Annotated in this window: 16 protein-coding genes and 1 tRNA gene; 10 read left to right on the forward strand and 7 right to left on the reverse strand. The window is 59.6% G+C overall.

Annotation, left to right across the window (positions count from 1 at the left end):
• The coding region (locus JQM66_RS00005) for an S-layer homology domain-containing protein (protein WP_235227764.1) at positions 1–1,661 on the forward strand (1,661 nt) is incomplete at its 5' end.
• Positions 1,662–1,972: 311 nt separating this feature from the next.
• On the forward strand, positions 1,973–2,686 hold the full coding sequence (locus JQM66_RS00010) for a doubled motif LPXTG anchor domain-containing protein (protein ID WP_235227765.1): 714 nt from the start codon (positions 1,973–1,975) through the stop codon (positions 2,684–2,686).
• Between the two features lie 175 nt (positions 2,687–2,861).
• Here the strand turns inward: JQM66_RS00010 and JQM66_RS00015 are convergent, their stop codons facing one another.
• The 3 genes from JQM66_RS00015 to pta all read right to left on the reverse strand — a co-directional run bounded on the left by JQM66_RS00015 (position 2,862) and on the right by pta (position 6,515).
• Positions 2,862–3,752: a YitT family protein gene (locus JQM66_RS00015; protein ID WP_235227766.1), complete on the reverse strand. Its 891-nt coding sequence runs from the start codon at positions 3,750–3,752 to the stop codon at positions 2,862–2,864.
• Between the two features lie 93 nt (positions 3,753–3,845).
• Positions 3,846–5,429 (reverse strand): N-acyl-D-amino-acid deacylase family protein, encoded by a 1,584-nt coding sequence (locus JQM66_RS00020; protein ID WP_235227767.1) that lies wholly within the window; start codon positions 5,427–5,429, stop codon positions 3,846–3,848.
• 105 nt (positions 5,430–5,534) lie between these two features.
• Entirely contained in the window at positions 5,535–6,515 is a 981-nt protein-coding gene (pta, locus tag JQM66_RS00025) for a phosphate acetyltransferase (protein ID WP_235227768.1), read from the reverse strand.
• Positions 6,516–6,822: 307 nt separating this feature from the next.
• Here pta and JQM66_RS00030 point away from each other — a divergent pair, with 307 nt between their 5' ends.
• Positions 6,823–8,574, forward strand: coding sequence for a peptidoglycan DD-metalloendopeptidase family protein (locus JQM66_RS00030; RefSeq protein WP_235227769.1), 1,752 nt, complete (start codon positions 6,823–6,825; stop codon positions 8,572–8,574).
• Between the two features lie 12 nt (positions 8,575–8,586).
• Entirely contained in the window at positions 8,587–8,970 is a 384-nt protein-coding gene (locus JQM66_RS00035; protein WP_235227770.1) for a RidA family protein, read from the forward strand.
• A gap of 36 nt (positions 8,971–9,006) precedes the next feature.
• Here JQM66_RS00035 and JQM66_RS00040 read toward each other — a convergent pair whose 3' ends face one another.
• The 3 genes from JQM66_RS00040 to JQM66_RS00050 all read right to left on the reverse strand — a co-directional run bounded on the left by JQM66_RS00040 (position 9,007) and on the right by JQM66_RS00050 (position 11,740).
• Positions 9,007–9,528: a CarD family transcriptional regulator gene (locus JQM66_RS00040; protein ID WP_235227771.1), complete on the reverse strand. Its 522-nt coding sequence runs from the start codon at positions 9,526–9,528 to the stop codon at positions 9,007–9,009.
• 193 nt (positions 9,529–9,721) lie between these two features.
• Positions 9,722–10,369, reverse strand: a complete 648-nt coding sequence (locus JQM66_RS00045; protein WP_235227772.1) for a potassium channel family protein — start codon at positions 10,367–10,369, stop codon at positions 9,722–9,724.
• Between the two features lie 18 nt (positions 10,370–10,387).
• Positions 10,388–11,740 carry a TrkH family potassium uptake protein gene (locus tag JQM66_RS00050; protein ID WP_235227773.1) on the reverse strand — a complete coding sequence of 451 codons (1,353 nt, stop codon included), beginning with the start codon at positions 11,738–11,740 and terminating at the stop codon, positions 10,388–10,390.
• A gap of 224 nt (positions 11,741–11,964) precedes the next feature.
• Here JQM66_RS00050 and JQM66_RS00055 point away from each other — a divergent pair, with 224 nt between their 5' ends.
• From JQM66_RS00055 to JQM66_RS00080, 6 genes are all read left to right on the forward strand, one after another.
• Positions 11,965–12,504, forward strand: coding sequence for a bifunctional adenosylcobinamide kinase/adenosylcobinamide-phosphate guanylyltransferase (locus JQM66_RS00055; protein WP_235227774.1), 540 nt, complete (start codon positions 11,965–11,967; stop codon positions 12,502–12,504).
• The gene (locus JQM66_RS00060) at positions 12,491–13,267 is read left to right on the forward strand and encodes an adenosylcobinamide-GDP ribazoletransferase (RefSeq protein WP_235227775.1); all 777 of its coding nucleotides are present in this window, start codon (positions 12,491–12,493) and stop codon (positions 13,265–13,267) included. Before JQM66_RS00055 ends, JQM66_RS00060 begins: the two co-directional genes overlap by 14 nt.
• Complete coding sequence (locus JQM66_RS00065; RefSeq protein WP_235227776.1) at positions 13,264–13,596, forward strand: bifunctional adenosylcobinamide kinase/adenosylcobinamide-phosphate guanylyltransferase; 333 nt, start codon at positions 13,264–13,266, stop codon at positions 13,594–13,596. The genes JQM66_RS00060 and JQM66_RS00065 overlap by 4 nt, the downstream gene beginning before the upstream one ends.
• Positions 13,596–14,195 (forward strand): histidine phosphatase family protein, encoded by a 600-nt coding sequence (locus tag JQM66_RS00070; RefSeq protein ID WP_235227777.1) that lies wholly within the window; start codon positions 13,596–13,598, stop codon positions 14,193–14,195. The genes JQM66_RS00065 and JQM66_RS00070 overlap by 1 nt, the downstream gene beginning before the upstream one ends.
• 58 nt (positions 14,196–14,253) lie before the next feature.
• Positions 14,254–14,327: transfer RNA gene (locus tag JQM66_RS00075), tRNA-Gly, on the forward strand.
• A 366-nt stretch (positions 14,328–14,693) separates the two neighbouring features.
• Complete coding sequence (locus JQM66_RS00080; RefSeq protein WP_235227778.1) at positions 14,694–17,696, forward strand: S-layer homology domain-containing protein; 3,003 nt, start codon at positions 14,694–14,696, stop codon at positions 17,694–17,696.
• A 72-nt stretch (positions 17,697–17,768) separates the two neighbouring features.
• Here the strand turns inward: JQM66_RS00080 and JQM66_RS00085 are convergent, their stop codons facing one another.
• Positions 17,769–18,218, reverse strand: coding sequence for a hypothetical protein (locus tag JQM66_RS00085; protein WP_235227779.1), 450 nt, complete (start codon positions 18,216–18,218; stop codon positions 17,769–17,771).
• Between the last annotated feature and the right edge of the window lie 5 nt (positions 18,219–18,223).

The following is an 18,223-nucleotide window of genomic DNA, read 5'->3' on the forward strand; positions in this document are numbered from 1 at the left end:
GGGTCAACGCTTCCACTCTGACGGTGGATGCCAGCAAGATCAACACGACAAACAAGTACAATGGCTATAAGCTCGACAGCACTGCTACCGGAACGATTCCTGCCACGGCTAAAAATGGCGACGTGATCAGGGTCTACTACGTGAAGGACGAGAGCCAGACCAAGACCCTGAGCTACACGGTTGAGTACTACAAGGACAACGTGAAGGTCGATGCAGATACGCAGATCGAGAGTGCAGAGGTGTGGGTCAACGCTTCCACTCTGACGGTGGATGCCAGCAAGATCAACACGACAAACAAGTACAATGGCTATAAGCTGGACAGCGCCACGACTGGAACGATCCCCGTGAGTATTGCCAACGGCGGCGTGATCAAGGTCTATTATGTGAAGGACACATTTGGCTATACTGTTGAGTACTATTATGATGACGTAAAGGATGATGGTAAGACCGAGAATCTGAGTGCGACTTATCAGAGCGTGATTGATACTTATCCTGACAAGGTCGTCACTGATTTCGTGCTTGAAAAGGTCGTGGGGTTGCCGCTGACTATTACGGAAAACACTGCGACCAATGTGATTAAGGTTTACTACGCTACCGACAAGATCGGCCCCGAGGATCCCGAGGGGACTGACCCCAACAAGCCCGGCGACCGCATCCCTGACAAGTATCAGTTCACTGTGACTTACAAGGCAACGAATGGTAAGGTCAGCATTTCCTCTACCGTGGTCACGAAGCTGAATAATGCCGGCAATCCCTCTGCTGAGGGTACGGCAAAGCTGGCTGATAACCAGGTTGCTACTGCTACCGCCAACAGCGGCTATCGTCAGAGCTCTCTGACCTGGAGCCCCGAGACTCCTTTTGCCGGACTGGTGATCACTGCTAATACGACCTTCACCGCAAAGTTCAGCAGCATTCCCGTCTACGACGATGATGACGATGACGATGATGATGGCAAGGACATCAAGGATCCCGAGGTGCCCCTGGGCGGCCTGCAGCTGAACAAGGACGACCACTTCGCCTACATCAAGGGCTACGCCGACGGCACCGTCCGTCCCGACAACTTCATCACCCGCGCTCAGGTGGCCACCATCTTCTACCGCCTGATGACCGACGAGACCCGGATGCTGTGCTTCAGCGAGACCAACGACTTCTCCGACGTCCCCGCTGATTACTGGGCCAACAAGGCCATCTCCACCCTGAGCAACGCCGGCATCATCACCGGCTTCTCCGATGGCACCTTCCGGCCCAACGCCTTCATCACCCGCGCCCAGTTCGCGGCCATCGCCGCCCGGTTCTCCGTGGTGACGGAAGACCTGCCCAATCCCTTCAGCGACGTGCCCGAGGGCTACTGGGCTGAGGACCTGATCGCCTACGCGGCCCACCTGGGCTGGGTCAACGGCTATCCCGACGGCACCTTCCGGCCCACCGCCAACATCACCCGCGCGGCAGCCATGAAGCTGATCAACAACGTGCTGGAGCGCCAGGTGGACGAGGACGGCCTGCTGGAGGACGCCACCAGCTGGAACGACTGCACGCCTGACGATTGGTGCTACTACATCGTGATGGAAGCTACCAATTCCCACGACTGGGAGCGCCGCAGCAAGAAGTCCCTGGTGGAGGATTGGACGGCTCTGACCGCCGACCGCGTCTGGGACGAATAAGCAAAACTGAATCCCCGCTTCTGAAATGAGGCAAAGCGCCCCCCGGTTCACGCCGGGGGGCGCTTCTATATGCAAAAACGAATAAATTAACAGTGGCAAATTTGTGCAAAGCGACAGCTATATTTTGCGAGTGAGATGGCAATTTGTTAGCGGTTTTGTAACCGGCGCATGATATGATATAGCTGTCCTCAAGGGGAGAGGGTGGAAATGACCCTGGTACCTACCAAGCGGGAGGACGTGTATTGTATATCAGAAAACAAGATCCGGGCAGCAGCCGGGACGGGTTTTCAAGATGAAAGGAGAACAGGAATATGAAGAAGATGATTCGTAGAATGAAGAAACTGCTGGTCGCGCTGATGACCGTCAGCCTGCTCATGAGCATGCTGTGCGTCAGTGCGATGGCGGGCAAAACTGATGTAACAATATTTGTGTCTGAAGGAGAAAATGACAATCCCTTCCACGGAAAAGACGTTACGGTTTCGGTCGACGGTAAAGAAGTGGGTTCCGGAAAGGGCAGCGGCAACCACGTTAACATTGATCTTGGAACCGAGGATAACACCTTGGATACTGAGAAAACGATTGTCATAAGCGCTACGGGTAATGATGGCGAGACCATCTCTAAGGAGTATACGATTTCTGTGCATCAAGAGCAGGGCAAAGGTCAACATGGCTATGATGCACAGCTGAAGTCCAATACGCCTGCCACAGACCCCGAGAAGGAGCCCGAGAAGGAGCCTGAGAAGGAGCCCGAGAAGGAGCCTGAGCCTACCCCCGTTGAAGACACCGGCGACGATGATGACGATGTGACTATCACCGATGAGGATGTGCCTCTGACCGCGCTCCCTGATGCTGAAGTCCCCCTGACCGAGGTTCCTCTGTCTGAGATCCCCGAGGAAGAGGTTCCCCTGGCTGCCGTGCCCAAGACCGGCGATATGTCCGTTCTGTGGCTGGCGCTGAGCGCCTTGTCCGGCACCGGTCTGGCAGGTGTGTCCATCTTGGGCCGGAAAAAGCGCGAGGATATGTAAAACTGAACCCATGCTTTGAACGTGAAGCAAGCGCCTCCCGGTTTATGCCGGGAGGCGCTTTTTTGTGCATCCAGAGGATGTCTATTTCCATGGCCTGCCCAGGGGAAAATGAGACAAAAACCGTATGCTGGATGAAAAGGATGCCCGAAGTCCGACTCCGGGCATCCTTTTCATCTTATTTCTGCACGCTCCGGCCCAGCACGTCCGACACCTCGGAGATGGTGATGAAGGCGGCGGGATCGATCTCCGTTACAAGAGCTTTCAGTCTGCCGATCTGGAAGCGGTTTACCACGAAGTAAATGATGGTCTGGTCAGCGCCGGAGTAGTAGCCCCGGGCGCCGATATGGGTGATGCCCCGGCCAAAGGCCTCCGACAGGGCCTCACTGATATCGTCGGGCCTGCTGGTGACGATCATGGCGGACTTGGCCTTGTCCAAGCCCTCCACGATGAAGTCCACCGCCTTGGTGGCCGCGCAATAGGTGATGATGGAGTACAGGGGCAGCACCCAGCTCCGGAACAGGATGCCGATGGCAATGTACAGCAGCACATTGTAGATCATCACGAGGGTGCCCACGGTAAGACCCAGCCGCTTGGCGAAGATCACCGCCATGACCTCAATGCCGTCAATGGCGCCGCCGAAACGGATGGTCATGCCGCTGCCAATGCCGGAGATCAGGCCGCCGAACAGGGCGCACAGCAGCAGGTCCTTCCCCGCAAAGGGAGAGGCGGTGGAGACATCCACCGGCAGGATGTTGGTGATGACATAGGAGGCGACGGAGTAGACAAATACCGCCCAAAGGGAATAGATGGTGAACACGATGCCCTGCTTTTTCAGGCCGAACAGAAACAGAGGGACGTTCAGGACCAGCAGAAACAGGGACAGGGTGTAGGCCTCCGGGGTGATCTGCCACAGCAGCATGGAGGTGCCGGAGATACCGCTGTCGTACAGGTGGACGGGGGACAGAAACATGGTGACGCCCACGGCGTTGATGATGCCCGCGGCCAGCAGCAGGACAAAGAACAGGGGCCGCAGGGTACGAAGCTGTGTTTTCAGGGTGTTTTTCATGAAGACCTCCTTTACAAAAGATTAAAGTAATGGCTCCATGATATCATGGAGCCATTGTAAAACGCTGTTCAGTTTTCGCTAAAAGCAACTCTGTCAAAGGACCCGGCCATTGCGGGCGTCCGTGAAGCGGCCCTCCGCGATGGCGGGGACGCCGTTCACAAACACATAGTCCATGCCCTGGGCCAGTTGTTCCGGGGCCAGCCAGGTGTCCGTTTCATGGATGTTTTCCAGGTCAAACAGACACAGGTCCGCGTCGGCGCCCGCTTCCACCCTGCCCTTTCCCTGCAGGCCGAAGCGGTCAGCGGGCAGGCGGGTCAGCTTCCGCACGGCGTCGGGCAGGGTCAGGATGCCCCGCTTCCGCACGTAGGTCTCCAGGATACGGGTGCAGGTGCCGAAGACCCGGCGGTGCATCAGTCCGCCCATGGGATAGGTGGCGTCGGAGATGATCCCGGCGAAGGGCGCCCGGACAATGGCGTCCACGTCTTCCTCGTGGGTGATGGTGTCGATCATGGAAGCGGCGCAGTGCTCGCTGGCCAGCAGGTCGAAGAGGGCGTCATAGGGGTCCTTCCCCTGGCTGGCGGCGATTTCCGGCACGGTCATGCCCTCAAAGCGCTTGTTTTTCGGCTGCTGGAGGGAGGTGGGCCGGATGTTTTCAAAGCCCACTAACAGGGAGATGTTTTCAAAGTCCTGGGCGGTCTCCATGCGGCGGCGCATCTGTGCCCGGCGCTCCGGGTCCCGCAGAGCGGCGGTCAGGGCCTCCATGCCCCCGGCCTGGAATTCTGGCGGCAGCACATGAATCAGCTGGGTGGACCCAGCGGGATAAGGGTATACGTCGCAGGTGATGTCCAGCCCTTCCCTTCTGGCATCCTCCAGCAAGGCCAGCATCTCCGGCACCGCGCTCCGCCAGTTCCGCTTGCCGATGGCTTTCAGGTGACTGATCTGCACCGGAGTCTCCAGGGCCCGGGCCACGGTCAGCATCTCCCGCAGGGCCTCCACCACGCCGTCCCCTTCCTGCCGCATGTGGACGGCCACAGTGACGCCGGACCGGCGCAGGGGTGCCAGGGCACGGATCAGGCCGTCGGTGTCGTAAAAGCACTCCGGGGCGTAGCCAAGGCCCAGGGAGATTCCTGCGGCGCCGTCCGCCAGGGCGTTTTCCAGCAGGTGGTGCAGGCGGTAATATTCTTCGTCCGTCAGATCCCGGTCCTCAAAGCCGGTGACGCAGGCGCGGAGGGTGCCCATGCCCACCAGCATTCCTGTGTTGAGCCGCAGGGGGATAGCCCGGAGCTGTCGCTGGTACGCCCCCAGGGAGGATACGTCCAGTCCCTCCGGCAGGCCGCCCACGATGGGAGCCAGATATTGCAGCAGAGCTTCCTGATAAGCGCCGCGGACCGGCGCCAGGGACAGGCCGCAGTTGCCGTTCAGGATCGTGGTCAGGCCCTGAGCCAGCTCGGGGCGGCCGAAGTCCGGCAGAAAGATGGCGCCGTCACCGTGGCGGTGGACGTCGATAAAGCCCGGTGTCAGATACCGCCCCGCGGCATCGATGACATGGGCGGCGGATGCCGCCTCAAGATGCCCCACGGCAGCAATGGCGCCGCCCTGGAGGGCTACATCCGCCTGAAAAGCGGGAGCGCCGGAGCCGTCCAGGACCCGGGCATTTTGGATCAGATAGTCGTACAAAAGGTCCACCTCTTTTCTTCTGGCCACAGTGTAGCACGGCGGGAAGGGAATGTCAAAAAAACAAGGACGCCCGTTTGGGCGTCCTTGCAGCGATGTAGGAAAAACTCAGTCCTCGCACAGACCGGCGGTGATGATAGCCATGGAGTAGACCTCCTGGGCGTTGCAGCCGCGGGAGAGGTCGTTGATGGGGGCGTTCAGGCCCTGCAGGATGGGGCCGTAGGCGTCGAAGCCGCCCATGCGCTGGCAGATCTTGTAGCCGATGTTGCCGGCGTTGATGTCAGGGAAAATGAAGGTGTTGGCATGGCCGGCCACATTGGAGTTGGGGCACTTGGTACGGGCCACGGTGGGAGAAACGGCGGCGTCAAACTGCAGCTCGCCGTCGATGGCCAGGTTGGGAGCGGCGGCCTTGGCCTTGGCGCAGGCGTTGCGGACCTTGTCCACGTCCTCGCCCTTGCCGGAGCCCAGGGTGGAGTAGCTCAGGAAAGCGACCTTGGGATCGATACCGAAGACCTTGGCGGTGGAAGCGGTCTCCAGAGCGATCTCCACCAGCTCGTCCTCGCTGGGCTTGATGTTGATGGCGCAGTCGCCCATGGCCAGGACCTCGCGGTCGCCGGTGGCGGAGTCACGCACCAGAATGAAGCAGGAGGAAACGATCTTGCTGCCGGGCTTGGTCTTGATGATCTGCAGGGCGGGACGGACGGTGTCGGCGGTGGAGTAGGTGGCGCCGCCCAACAGGGCGTCGGCATAGCCCATCTTCACCAGCATGGTGCCGAAATAGTTGGCCTGCATCAGAGCGCTGCGGCACTGCTCGGCGGTCATCTTGCCCTTGCGCAGCTCCACCATGGTGTCCACCATCTTGTCCATGTCCGCAAAGGTGGCGGGGTCAATGATGATGGCGCCGCGGATGTTGAAGCCGATCTCCTCGGCGGCCTTCTGGATCTCGGCCTCGTTGCCCACCAGGACGGGGGTCAGAAAGGTACCGGACAGCAGACGGGCGGAAGCCTCCAGGATGCGGGGATCGGTGCCCTCGGTGAAGACGATCTTGCGGGGATGCGCCTTCAGCTTTTTGATCAGAAATTCAAACATGTCGATTTCCTCCAAATAAACGATTTTGGGAAAAATTCCGTACTGAAATTATTATACACGCTTGGTGGACAGGGTCAATGCAAAAAAGCGAAAATATCCGCACAAAAATTCCCGGACCGACAGGGCCCTCTTGGGTGAAATATGCAAAAGACACAAAGAAAACCCCATATACAGTAGGCCGAATGGGCCGAAACCCAAGAAAATGAACATTTTTTGAACAAAATGAGGGGTTGACGTAATTGCGGAAACGCGGTATCATAGGAATGGTAACAATTTGTAACTTTTTTGTGACCTTTTAAGGAGACATATGAGTCAAGAGCAGAAGAAACAGAAAAAGCAGACGCAGGGCGGCAAACGCCTGAACGCTCAGCCGGCGGAGAGTCGGGAGAAGCGTTCCGGAGCGATTGCAACCGCCGTGCGGGAAGAACAGCGGGTGCCCCGTCGGGCTGTGGCGGAACGGCGTGAAGAGGAGCCTTCGGATGCTTTGACCCGCTGCACCCGCCGGGTGGTCAGCCAGCTGCGGCGGATCCGTCGCCGGATCCATATGATCGTCCGGGAACAGAAGGCACGCAACTTTCCGGAGTCGGACCGGCTCCCCATTCAGTTGGCGCTGCTGCTCTGGAACATGATCCCCATGTGGGCCAGTCTGTTCTGGGAGCACACCTGGGGCCGCAGAAAGCAGCTTTTGCGTCGGGGTGCCGCCATGTGGTCCCGGCTGGAGCACCGCAAGGGCCATCCGGTAGTCTTTCTGGGAGCCGCCTGTGTGCTGGCGGTGCTGATCCTGCTGGGCAGCACCTATACCCGCGGCACCACCGTCACCTATGACGGCGACGTGGTAGGCGTGGTGGATTCCGAGGCCACGGCCAAGGCCATCGTGTCCAATCTGGAGACCGTCACCACCCGGACCCTGGGCCGCAGCTACCAGATCGACGGCGATCTGGTTCAGTACTCCACCGGCTGGCTGAAGCGCCAGGAGGTGAAGGAACGGGATGTGGTGGAAGAGGACCTGTCCGAGGAGATCGGCCTGGTGACTCCCGCCTACTGCCTGTATGTGGACGGCGAGCGCATCGGTGCCACCCCCTATGAGGGTGCCCTGGAGGAGCTGCTGGAGCAGCTGCAGCAGGCCGCCACCACGGAGGAGACCATCTCCTGCTCCTTCAAGGAAGAAGTGGAGATCAAGCAGGAGTATGTGGCTACCGAGGAGATCATGAACCTGGGATACCTGGCGGAGACGCTGTACAGCACCAAGACCGCCGAGGTCACCTATGAGGTCAAGAAGGGCGACACCTGGTCCCAGATCGCTGAAAACCACGGCCTGACCAGCAAGGAGCTGCTGGCCCTGAACCCCGGCTATGACATCAACAAGCTGCAGATCGGCGAAGTCCTGACCCTGTCCGCCTCCGTGCCCTACCTGACCATGACGGTGGTGCAGCAGGAGCGGTATGTGGAGGACGTGATGTACGACATTCAGTATACCGACAGCGCCAACATGTACAAGGGCGATGAAAAGGTCACCTCTGCCGGCCAGTTCGGTGCGGCGGACGTGGTGGCCAACGTCACCTACGTCAACGGCGAGGAGACGGAGCGGACCATCCTGTCCTCCGTGACCCTGAAGGAGCCTGTCACCGAGGAGCGGCTCCGGGGCACCAAGGCGCGGCCCACCTGGTATCCCACCGGCACCTTCCGCTGGCCCGTGTCCGGCCGCATTACTTCCTACTTCGGCGGGCGGCGGTCCCCCGGCGGCATCGGCTCCACCAACCACAAGGGCATCGACATCGCGGCGCCCAAGGGCACGCCGGTCTACGCCGCCGATGGCGGCACCGTCACCTACGCCGGCTGGATGAGCGGCTACGGCTACCTGGTCCGCATCAGCCACGGCAACGGCTACGAGACCTATTACGGCCACAACAGCCGGTTGCTGGTGTCTGTGGGCCAGAAGGTCTACAAGGGCCAGCAGATCGCCAAGGTGGGTTCCACCGGCAACTCCACCGGCAACCACTGTCACTTTGAGGTGCGGTACAACGGCGTGGCCAAAAACCCGCTGAATTATCTGCGATGAGGTGAAGATCCCATGAGCTGTGAATTTCTGAACCTGCAGGAGCCCAACGAGGGCCCCTATTCCGACCTGGTGGTCGTGGACGGCAAGTTCCTGTTCCTCTCCGGCCTGGTGTCCGAGGATTTTGAGACCGGGGAGCTGGTCTCCGGCGATATTGTCACCGAGACCCGGCAGGCCCTGAAAAATCTGGCCATGATCCTGGAGCGGTACGGCTCCGACATGGACCATGTGGTCCGCATTGAGGTGATCCTGGCGGACTTCGCGGAGCGGGACGCCATGAACGCCGAATACGTGAAGCACTTCGATCCCGCCCATAAGCCGGCACGTCTGTGCTTTGGCGGCGCGGACCTGGCGGATGGCTGCAAGATCGAGATTATGGCAACGGCCGTCAGAAAATAAAGCAAAAACACCGGGAAGCAAAACTTCCCGGTGTTTTTATGTCTGGAGAGATGTCTGCTCTTCTACCAGACGGGCAATGTAGGCCTGCACCTGGTCAAAGGGGATGTTCAGGGCTGCGGCAAGCTCGCCGTACAGCAGCCGTTCCGCCTGTTTCATGTAGCGCTCGTCCACCATGCCCAGACGGCGCTTCTGGGCCTCTGCCTGCTTCTGCTTGGCGTAAATGGACATCATCAGCCGGATCAGGTCCCGGCGGTCGCCGCTGCGGATGACGGCCTGATAGTGCTGGGTCAGGGCCTGGATGGTGGGGGCGCGGCAGGCCTCCGTCTGCATGGTGGGGATCTGGCCGATCAGGGCGTCAGCCTCCTCCCGGGTCATGACCGGGCGGATGGGAACCTTTGCGTTTTCCACCGGAGTGTAGATGACGCCGTCCTGATACAGAGGCTTGAGCAGATAACAGGTTTTGCCCTGGAGGGCGCTGTGGGGCTCCGGCTGCTGGATGGACTCCACGCGGCACACGCCGGTGGCACCGTAGACTACCAGTTCTCCTGGCTGAAACATTGGTTGCCCTCCTTAAAAATAAAAAATGCGCGGCCCCGGCAACTGGACTTACGTCGAGCGGGACTGCGCGCTGCGCTTTTATTGTACCATAGTTTTTTGCCGGAATGTAAGAAAAAATTTTAATGCGCGCAAAAAAGTGCTTGCTTCCGAAAGAAACAAGCACTTTTTATGGAGAATAAATGGTGCCGGCGGCTCACTCCCGCAGGAACTTTTCCACATCCCTGTTGCTCCCCAGAATGAAAATGGTCTCATCCTGCTGGAAGCAGTGTGCGGGGCCGGGAAGGGGCTCCAGCTGGTCGTCGTGGTTTACAGCCAGAATGTTGATGCGGTACCGCTGCCGCACCTGCAGGTCCACGATGGTCTTGCCCACCCAGGACTCCGGCACGGCAGTCTCGTAGATGGAGTAGTCCGGCGTCAGCTCCACATAGTCGAACACGTGGCTGCGGCTGTACCGGACCGCGGCCCACTCGGCAGTCTGCTTTTCGGGGTAGATCACATCATCGGCACCGTTGCGCAACAGGAATTTGGCGTGGACCTCCCGGGCGGCCCGGGAAAGGACGAAGGGGGCGCCGTGCTCTTTCAGCAGGGCTGTGGTCTCCAGAGAGCTCTGAAAGTTGTCGCCGATGGCCACCACGCACAGGTCGAAGTTCCGGACCCCCAGGGAGGCGATGAACTGTTCGTTGGTGCTGTCTCCGATTTGGGCGTTGGTGACAAAGGGCAGGGCGTCGTTGACCCGCTGCTCGTCCTTGTCAATGGCCAGCACCTCGTGGTGCAGTTCCTGGAGCTTCATGGCCATGTGGCGGCCGAAGCGGCCCAGGCCGATCAACAGAATGGATTTCATAGAGGTGTGCTCCTTTCTTTAGCCCACGATGACCTGCTCCTGGGGAAGCTGGGAGAGGCTGGGGGTCTTGTTGGCGGTGACGGCGTAGATCATGGTGAGACCGCCCACACGTCCAAAGTACATCAGGAAGATCAGGATCAGCCGGGAGACAGTGGACAGCGTGGAGGTGTAGCCCAGGGACAGGCCCACAGTGGCCACCGCCGAGGCGGATTCAAACAGGGCGCCCATCAGGGGGATCTGGTCGATGCAGGCGATGAGGCAGCCACCGGTGACGAACAGCAGCAGATAGATGACGAACAGGGCGGCGGCGTTTCGCAGGGCGGACTCATGGATGCGGCGGCCGAAGCACTGGGCGCTGTCCCGGTGCAGGAAGATGGCCCGGGCGCTCAGCAGCAGCACCGCCAGGGTGGTGGTCTTGAAGCCGCCTGCCGTGGACCCCGGAGAGCCGCCCACCAGCATCAGGAAGATGGTGACCAGCTGACTGGTCTCGCTCATGGCCGCCAGGTCCACGGTGTTGAAGCCGGCGGTGCGGGGCGTCACGGACTGGAAGGCGGCGGCCATCAGCCGCTGACCCTCGCTCATGGCCGCCCATTGAGGCTGGCGGAATTCGTAGAAGAAGAAATAGAGGAAGCCAAGCACCAGCAAAATGGCGGTGGTGGATAAAATCAGCTTGCTCTGCAGCCGGTAGGAGCGCAGATGGCGTCCGTGCTCCCGGATGTCCCGCCAGGTGAGAAAGCCCAGACCGCCCACCACGATCAGCAAACAGGCCGTCACATTCACCAGGGGATCAAAGGTGTAGCCGGTCAGGGAGGAGAATTCGGCACCCCTGACCGTGCCCATCAGGTCAAAGCCCGCGTTGCAGAAGGCGGAGATGGAGTGAAACACCGCGTACCAGAGCCCCTTGCCAAAGCCCAGCTGTCCGCAGAAGCGGATAGCCAGCAGGACCGCGCCGATGACCTCGATCAACAGGGAGCCCGTCAGCAGGAACCGGGTCTGGCGGATGATGCCGCCCACCTGGGGCGCCGCGATGGATTCCTGCATGACCCAGCGCTGCTTCAGGCTGATTTTCCGACCGGAGAACATGAAAATCGCCATGCCCATGGTGACCACGCCCATGCCGCCGATCTGGATCAGCAGCAGGATCACTGTCTGTCCGAAGGGCGACCAGTACATTGAGGTATCCCGCACCACCAGACCGGTGACGCAGGTGGCGGAGGTGGCGGTGAAGAGGGCGTCCAGAAAGGACGCGCCTCCCGGCTCCCTGGTGGAGACCGGCAGCATCAGCAGGACGGTCCCCACAGCGATCAGAACGAGAAAGCCAAGAATGATGATCTGCGAGGGGGTGATCTTGGCTGGTTTCCAGGCAGACACGGCGGCGGACACTTCCTTTCGAAGTCTGAGGAAAAATTGATCAGATAAAATATTATATCACGAAGTCTTCCCGCTGACAACCCAGGGTATGACGCTGATGGACCAGGAGAGAAGGAGGCAATTCTAAAGTGGTTGATTTTCCATAAAAAAAACCTTACACTAGAATGAATTAGACAGAGGATTTTTGCACGGCCGGAGAACCGGCTGAAATGGAGTGACAGCGGATGATGACATTGGTGGTGGGCGGTGCCGCCAGCGGAAAAAGCGAATACGCGGAGCGGCTGGTGGTCCATGCCGGGGAGACTCCCCGGGTCTACATTGCCACCATGCAGCCCTTTGATCAGGAAAGCCTGCGCCGCATTGACAAGCACCGGCGGATGCGGGCGGAGAAGCATTTTGAGACTTTGGAGTGTTACACGAATCTGGCCTCGGCGCAGGTCCCGGCAGGCAGCACGGTGCTGCTGGAGTGTGTCAGCAACCTCTGCGCCAACGAGATTTACAGCCCCGACGGCAGCGGCGAGAATGCGGCGCAGGCCATCCGGAGAGGCGTGGAGCACCTGCGCGGCCGGTGCGGGGAGCTGATCGTGGTGTCCAACGAGCTGTTCTCCGGCGGCAGCATATATGAAGGAGACACCCTGCGGTATCTGAAGGTGCTGGGCCAGGTGAACCGGGAACTGGCAGCTATGGCGGACGATGTCTGCGAGGTGGTCTGCGGGATTCCCTGCTGGTACAAAGGAGGAGAGCGGTTCTATGATCTTGTTTGAGACGATCGCCGTGGCATTTGCCATGTTTTCAGCCCTACCGGTGCCCCAGCTGGTGTGGAACGACAAAAATATGCGCTACGCCCTGTGCGCCTTTCCCCTGGTGGGCGTGGTCACGGGCCTTTGCTGGTGGGGCTGGTCGGCCCTCTGTGGCTGGCTGGACCTGCCCGCGCTCCTGCGGGCAGCGGGACTTTGCATGCTCCCGGCGGCGGTCAGCGGCGGCATCCACCTGGACGGCTACGCCGACACCGGCGACGCCCTGGCCAGCTGCGCCTCTCCGGAGAAAAAAAAGGAGATCCTGGACGATCCCAACTGCGGCGCCTTCGCGGTGATCCGCCTGTGCATGTACTTCGTTGGCTACTTTGCCCTCTGCGGCACGGTGCGCCTGGAGGGCCGGGAACTGCTCTGCATGGGCCTGAGCTTCGTCCTGTCCCGCGCCCTTTCGGGCTTTGCCATCGCCATGTTCCCCCTGTCCAAGAACACCGGCCTGGCCCACGCCTTCGCCACGGAGGGCGTCAAGACCCGGGGGCGGCTGATCCTGGGCGGCGCTGCGGCGCTGCTGATGGCGGCCATGTGCCTGGCGGGCGGCTGGCACGGTGCGGCCATGTTGGTAGCGGCCCTGCTGGTGCTGTGGTGGTATCACCACACCGCCATGAGGAAGTTCGGCGGTCTCTCCGGCGATCTGGCGGGCTGGTTTTTGCAGAAGGCGGAATTTTGGATGCTGGCGGCCCTGGTGGCCTGCCAGTCCCTGGAGGGTTTGGTATGACACTGATCGTTGGTCCCCTGTTCAACGGAAAGCGCCGCTTCGCCATGGAGCTGCTGGGCTGCGGAGAGGAAGAACTGTCCCGCCGGGCGGTGTGGGACGTGCAGGACCTGGCTGGGTCCTGTTCCGACCTGGAGGCCCTGGCGGCGGAGCTGTCGGCCCATGAGGTGGTCATCTCCACCGAAGTGGGCGGCGGCGTGGTGCCCACCGACCCGGCGGAGCGCGCCGCCCGGGAGGCGGCGGGCCGTCTGAACTGCCTGCTGGCCAAACGGGCAGACCGGGTGATCCGGGTGTTCTGCGGCCTGCCCATGGTGCTGAAAGGAGCGCTTTAATGAACGTGTATCTTCTGCGCCACGGCCGCACGGCCTGGACGGAGCAGCACCGCTACCAGGGCCGCCGGGACATTCCCCTGTCCCCGGAGGGCGAGGCGGAGCTGCGGCAGGCGGACTTCGCCCCAGGACTGGTGTGGGTGTCTCCCCTGTCCCGCGCCCGGCGCACGGCGGAGCTGCTGTTCCCCGGCGCGGAGCAGCGGGTGGAGCCGGACCTGGTGGAAATGGACTTCGGCGCCTTCGAGGGCCGCAGTTACCGGGACATGGAGGACGACCCGGCCTACCGCGCCTGGGTGGACGGCGGCTGCTGGGGCCGCTGCCCCGGCGGCGAGGACCGCCCCGGCTTCTGCCTGCGGGCCCGGACGGCGGTGGAGCGCCTGGTGGACCGTGCTCTGGCGGAGGGCCGGGAGGAGCTGGTCATCGTGGCCCACGGCGGCGTGCTGATGGCGGCCATGGAGGGGCTGGCCCTGCCGGAGAAGGATTATTTTGACTGGCAGACGGCCCCCGGCACGGGCTATCTGCTGACGCTGGAGCCCGCCCTCTGGCGGGAGTCCCGCAGGCTGCGGCTGCTGTCGCCCCTGTCGTACCGGCAGGAGACCTGACCGGCGACATTTTTCGTGTTGCATTTTTGGGGAGCGTCTGCTATAATACTTCCCAGATGCGGCTGTAGTTCATCGGTAGAACGGCAGCTTCCCAAGCTGCATAGGGGGGTTCGACTCCCCTCAGCCGCTCCAAAAGAGAGAGACACGCTGAAAGGCGTGTCTCTTTTTTTGCCCTCTCCCCCGGCCCCGGCGCCTGAGGTTCGTTACACTTCGTAACATATTATATATGGTATTGATGCGGTCAGATATCTTGTACTGCAATGGATTTGAGAAAACAAAACCGTATAATGTTACAGTCACGTTACAAAACAATGCAATCAATTGACTTTCGTTTTCCTCCCGTGGTATCATCAACCTGCAAAGTGGGAAACGCAATGGACGACTCCGGCGTAGATACAGGGTCGGCTAGCCACTGTATGTGGGCCGGCACATCCGGCGCGGGACCTGCTTTGACAAAAATGGCGGTAATTTCCGCTAATCTACAAGGAGGAAACCCATATGAAGAAGTTCCTTTCTCTGGTTCTGGCTCTGATTATGACCATGTCCCTGGTCACCATCAGCGCCGGCGCCAAGGACTTCACCGACGACGACAAGGTCACCTATGAAGAAGCCGTCGCCGTGATGTCCGAAATCGGCGTCATCGATGGTTACACCGATGGCACCTTCAAGCCCCAGAGCGGCCTGACCCGTGGTGCCGCTGCCAAGATCATCTGCAACATGATCCTGGGTCCCACCACTGCCGCTGCTCTCCGTGCCGACACCGCTCCTTTCAAGGATGTCCCTGTCGACCACACCTTTGCCGGTTACATTGCTTACTGCGCTCAGCAGGGCATCATCTCCGGCTACACCGACGGTAGCTTCCGTCCCGCCGCTCCCCTGACCAACTTCGCTTTCATGAAGATGCTGCTGGGCGCCCTGGGCTATAACGCTGAGGTCGAAGGTTATGTCGGCGGCAACTGCTTCATCAACGTTGCCAAGCAGGCCATCGGTATCGGCCTGAACGCCGGTCTGACCGAGGACTTCGACGGCGGCAAGTATGCCACTCGTGAAGAGGCTGCCCTGTTTGCTTTCAACACCCTGAAGGCCACCATGGTCGACTATGACACCACCATCACCGTAGGCAACGTCACCATCGCTGGCTCCAGAGCCTACGAGGTCTCCAACAACGCTCGCGTTGAGGGCATCAAGGAAGACAACAAGATGCAGTTTGCTGAGAAGTACTTCACCAAGCTGAGCGTCGAGGCTTCCACCGATGCTTTCGAGCGTCCCACCAACGACTGGACCTATGACAAGAAGGCTGTTGGTTCCTTTGTTGACTACACCAAGCTGGTCACTTCCTTCGAGGGCGAAGTCACCGGCAAGGACCTGTACAACGCTCTGACCGCTGCCACCATCAAGAACAACACTGGTTATGTCTTCATTGATGGCAAGGACGGCAAGTTCAACGCTGCCGCTCTGGGCAAGAACAAGACCGAAGCTCTGTATGGCACCGACAACGGTGTCCTGACCGAGGTCTACTTTGACAAGGACAACAGTGAGTTCACCATCGCTGTCATCAACACCTACCTGGCTGAGGCCGATGCTGATTACAACGAGAAGATGGATAACCTGAGCCTGACCATTTACGGTCTGGAAGGTGGTGTGAAGACCGCTAAGGAGGATGACGACGCTGACGTTTCCGCTGACGACTTCGCTCTGGTCGAGGACGCCGAGGATGGCGACTTCTTCCTGGTCACCTATGCCAAGGACGCTGTTCAGTCCATGGAACTGCCCGAGATCGTTGAGGACGTGACCCTGAAGTCCTTCAAGAAGACCAGCAGCGTCACCACCACCGAGGGCGACACCTACAAGTATTCTTCTTCCGCCACCTATGATGTCGAGGTTTTGGATGAGTATGACCAGGACAACATGAAGGAGACCACCTACAAGGTGTATCTGGATACCTATGGTCACCTGATCGGCATCGAGATCGTTGAGGACGTGAAGAACTACGTCTTCGTGACTGGCTATGAGACCTTCAACAGCGTTCTGAGCAACGCCAAGGCCGAGGCTTTCGCCATCTTCATGGACGGCACCGCTGAGACCATCACCGTGAAGGACGCTGCCAAGACCAAGGAAGGCGATAACAGCACTGCTTGGAAGGCCCTTACCGGTAATGAAAAACTGAACACCTGGTACACCTACAAGACCGACAAGAACGGCTATTACACCCTGGAGCCCGTTGCCCAGAATATCACTGGCGATGTGAAGGTTGCTCAGGGCTGGGATCAGACCAACGATAAGGAACTGAACAAGAACCATGTCTCTCTGAAGGACACTGCTGGCGATAAGAATCATGCTTACGCCAACGACGACACCATCTTCCTGACCGCCAAGGTTAAGAATGTTGGTAAGGGTGAGCAGATCACCGGTGTGGCTGCTGTTGCCACCGGCATCAAGAACGTCAACCTGAAGCTGGACGGCACCAGCAATCCCGAGGGCGCCTACTTCCTGTATGGCAAGAACGGCTACATCATCGCCGCTGTCGTGGTGGCTGACGATCTGGCTGCTTCCAGCAACTATGCTTACATCATCGGCAGCGTGTCCCAGGAGGACTATGACTCTGCTGAGGATGTCTGGACCTGGCACCGTTCCGCCGTTATCGACGGCAAGGAAGTTGTCCTGAAGGAGCAGGGCACCTCCCTGACCTACCTGGGCAAGGATGCCGACAATGGCAACATGCAGACCTATGGCTGGTACAAGATGTCCTACGACGCTGACGGCTATGTCATGGGCGCTGAGCCTGTCACCGATTGGGATACCGGTGCCGGCCTGGATAAGGATACCATCGCTGTTGACCACGTTGTGTACTTCAACAACGGTATCTCTAGCGCTCCGGCCGATTCCAGCTACGACAAGGAAGATGTCGTTCTGGTCCGTCAGAACATGACTGCTGGCAGCACCAAGCTGACCCTGGAGGGCCACACCGTGTACGTCAGCGAGGACCCCACTCACGACTACGGTATCGACATCATGCCCGACGCTGACGCGGTCCTGATCTACAAGAAGGACGGCAAGGACGGCAAGAAGGCCTTCTTCAACGAGGAGAGCGGCAACGTGGCCGCCGCCATCAAGATGATGGAGAGCGACGACTTCAACGGCGTTGTCTACTTCGTCATGAAGGACGGCGTTGCTACCTCTGTCATCATCAAGTGCACCGACAACTGGACCACCAAGGATGCTGAGGGCACCACCCCCATCATCACTGATGTTGCCAAGGTCGAGATCTCTACCGCCACTACCACCGTCACCCTGACTCTGGCTGAGGGCAAGACCGCTATTACTCCCGCTGCCGCCAAGGCTGCTGCTGGCGTGGCTCTGGAGGATGATGGTTACGTCGTCACCGGCTGGAACAATATGGCTGTGACTGCCACCAAGGCTGGCCTGTCTGCCAACTCCGAGGTCACCTTCGACGTGGTTGTCTATCAGGCTAATGGTACCACTGTTGTGGTTCCTGCTTGATTTGAGTTTCGCTTGAATCTCTGAATAAGCAGCAAAAATGCCCCCGGACTTCGGTCCGGGGGCATTTTCCAGTTATTTGGTTGCAAAAAGCGCAAAATAGTAATAGGTCTGACCAGGGTTGTTGAGCTGTGTGCCATAGGAACTTGTGTTATACCAGGAGATTGTGCCGCCGTTCCAGTTCACGTAACAATAGTAAGAACTGCCGGGTTGATGGGTGGTTTCGCACCCACGGTGCATCATCAAGAGGGAACTGCTTTTGTCCGAAATGAAAAGCAAAACAGGCTCCTTCTCAAAGGCCAGTGTATTGGGACCGTCCTTTCCATAGGTGCCCGTTCCTGTATAAGTGCCGGTGACGATTTCACAGTTGCCGCACAGCGCCAGTGCTGCCGTCATGGCCACCAGCTCGTCCCGCTGCTCCGCCAGCGCCTGGTCCACTTTGGCGTTGTCCGCGTTGAAGTCCTCCATCATGATGCGGTCCCCGGCGTCCCATTGATTCAGTCCGTAATTTGCTGTCTGTTCCATGAGTG

It is taken from the genome of Oscillibacter valericigenes, from assembly GCF_021531915.1.
Lineage (GTDB): Bacteria > Bacillota > Clostridia > Oscillospirales > Oscillospiraceae > Oscillibacter > Oscillibacter valericigenes_A.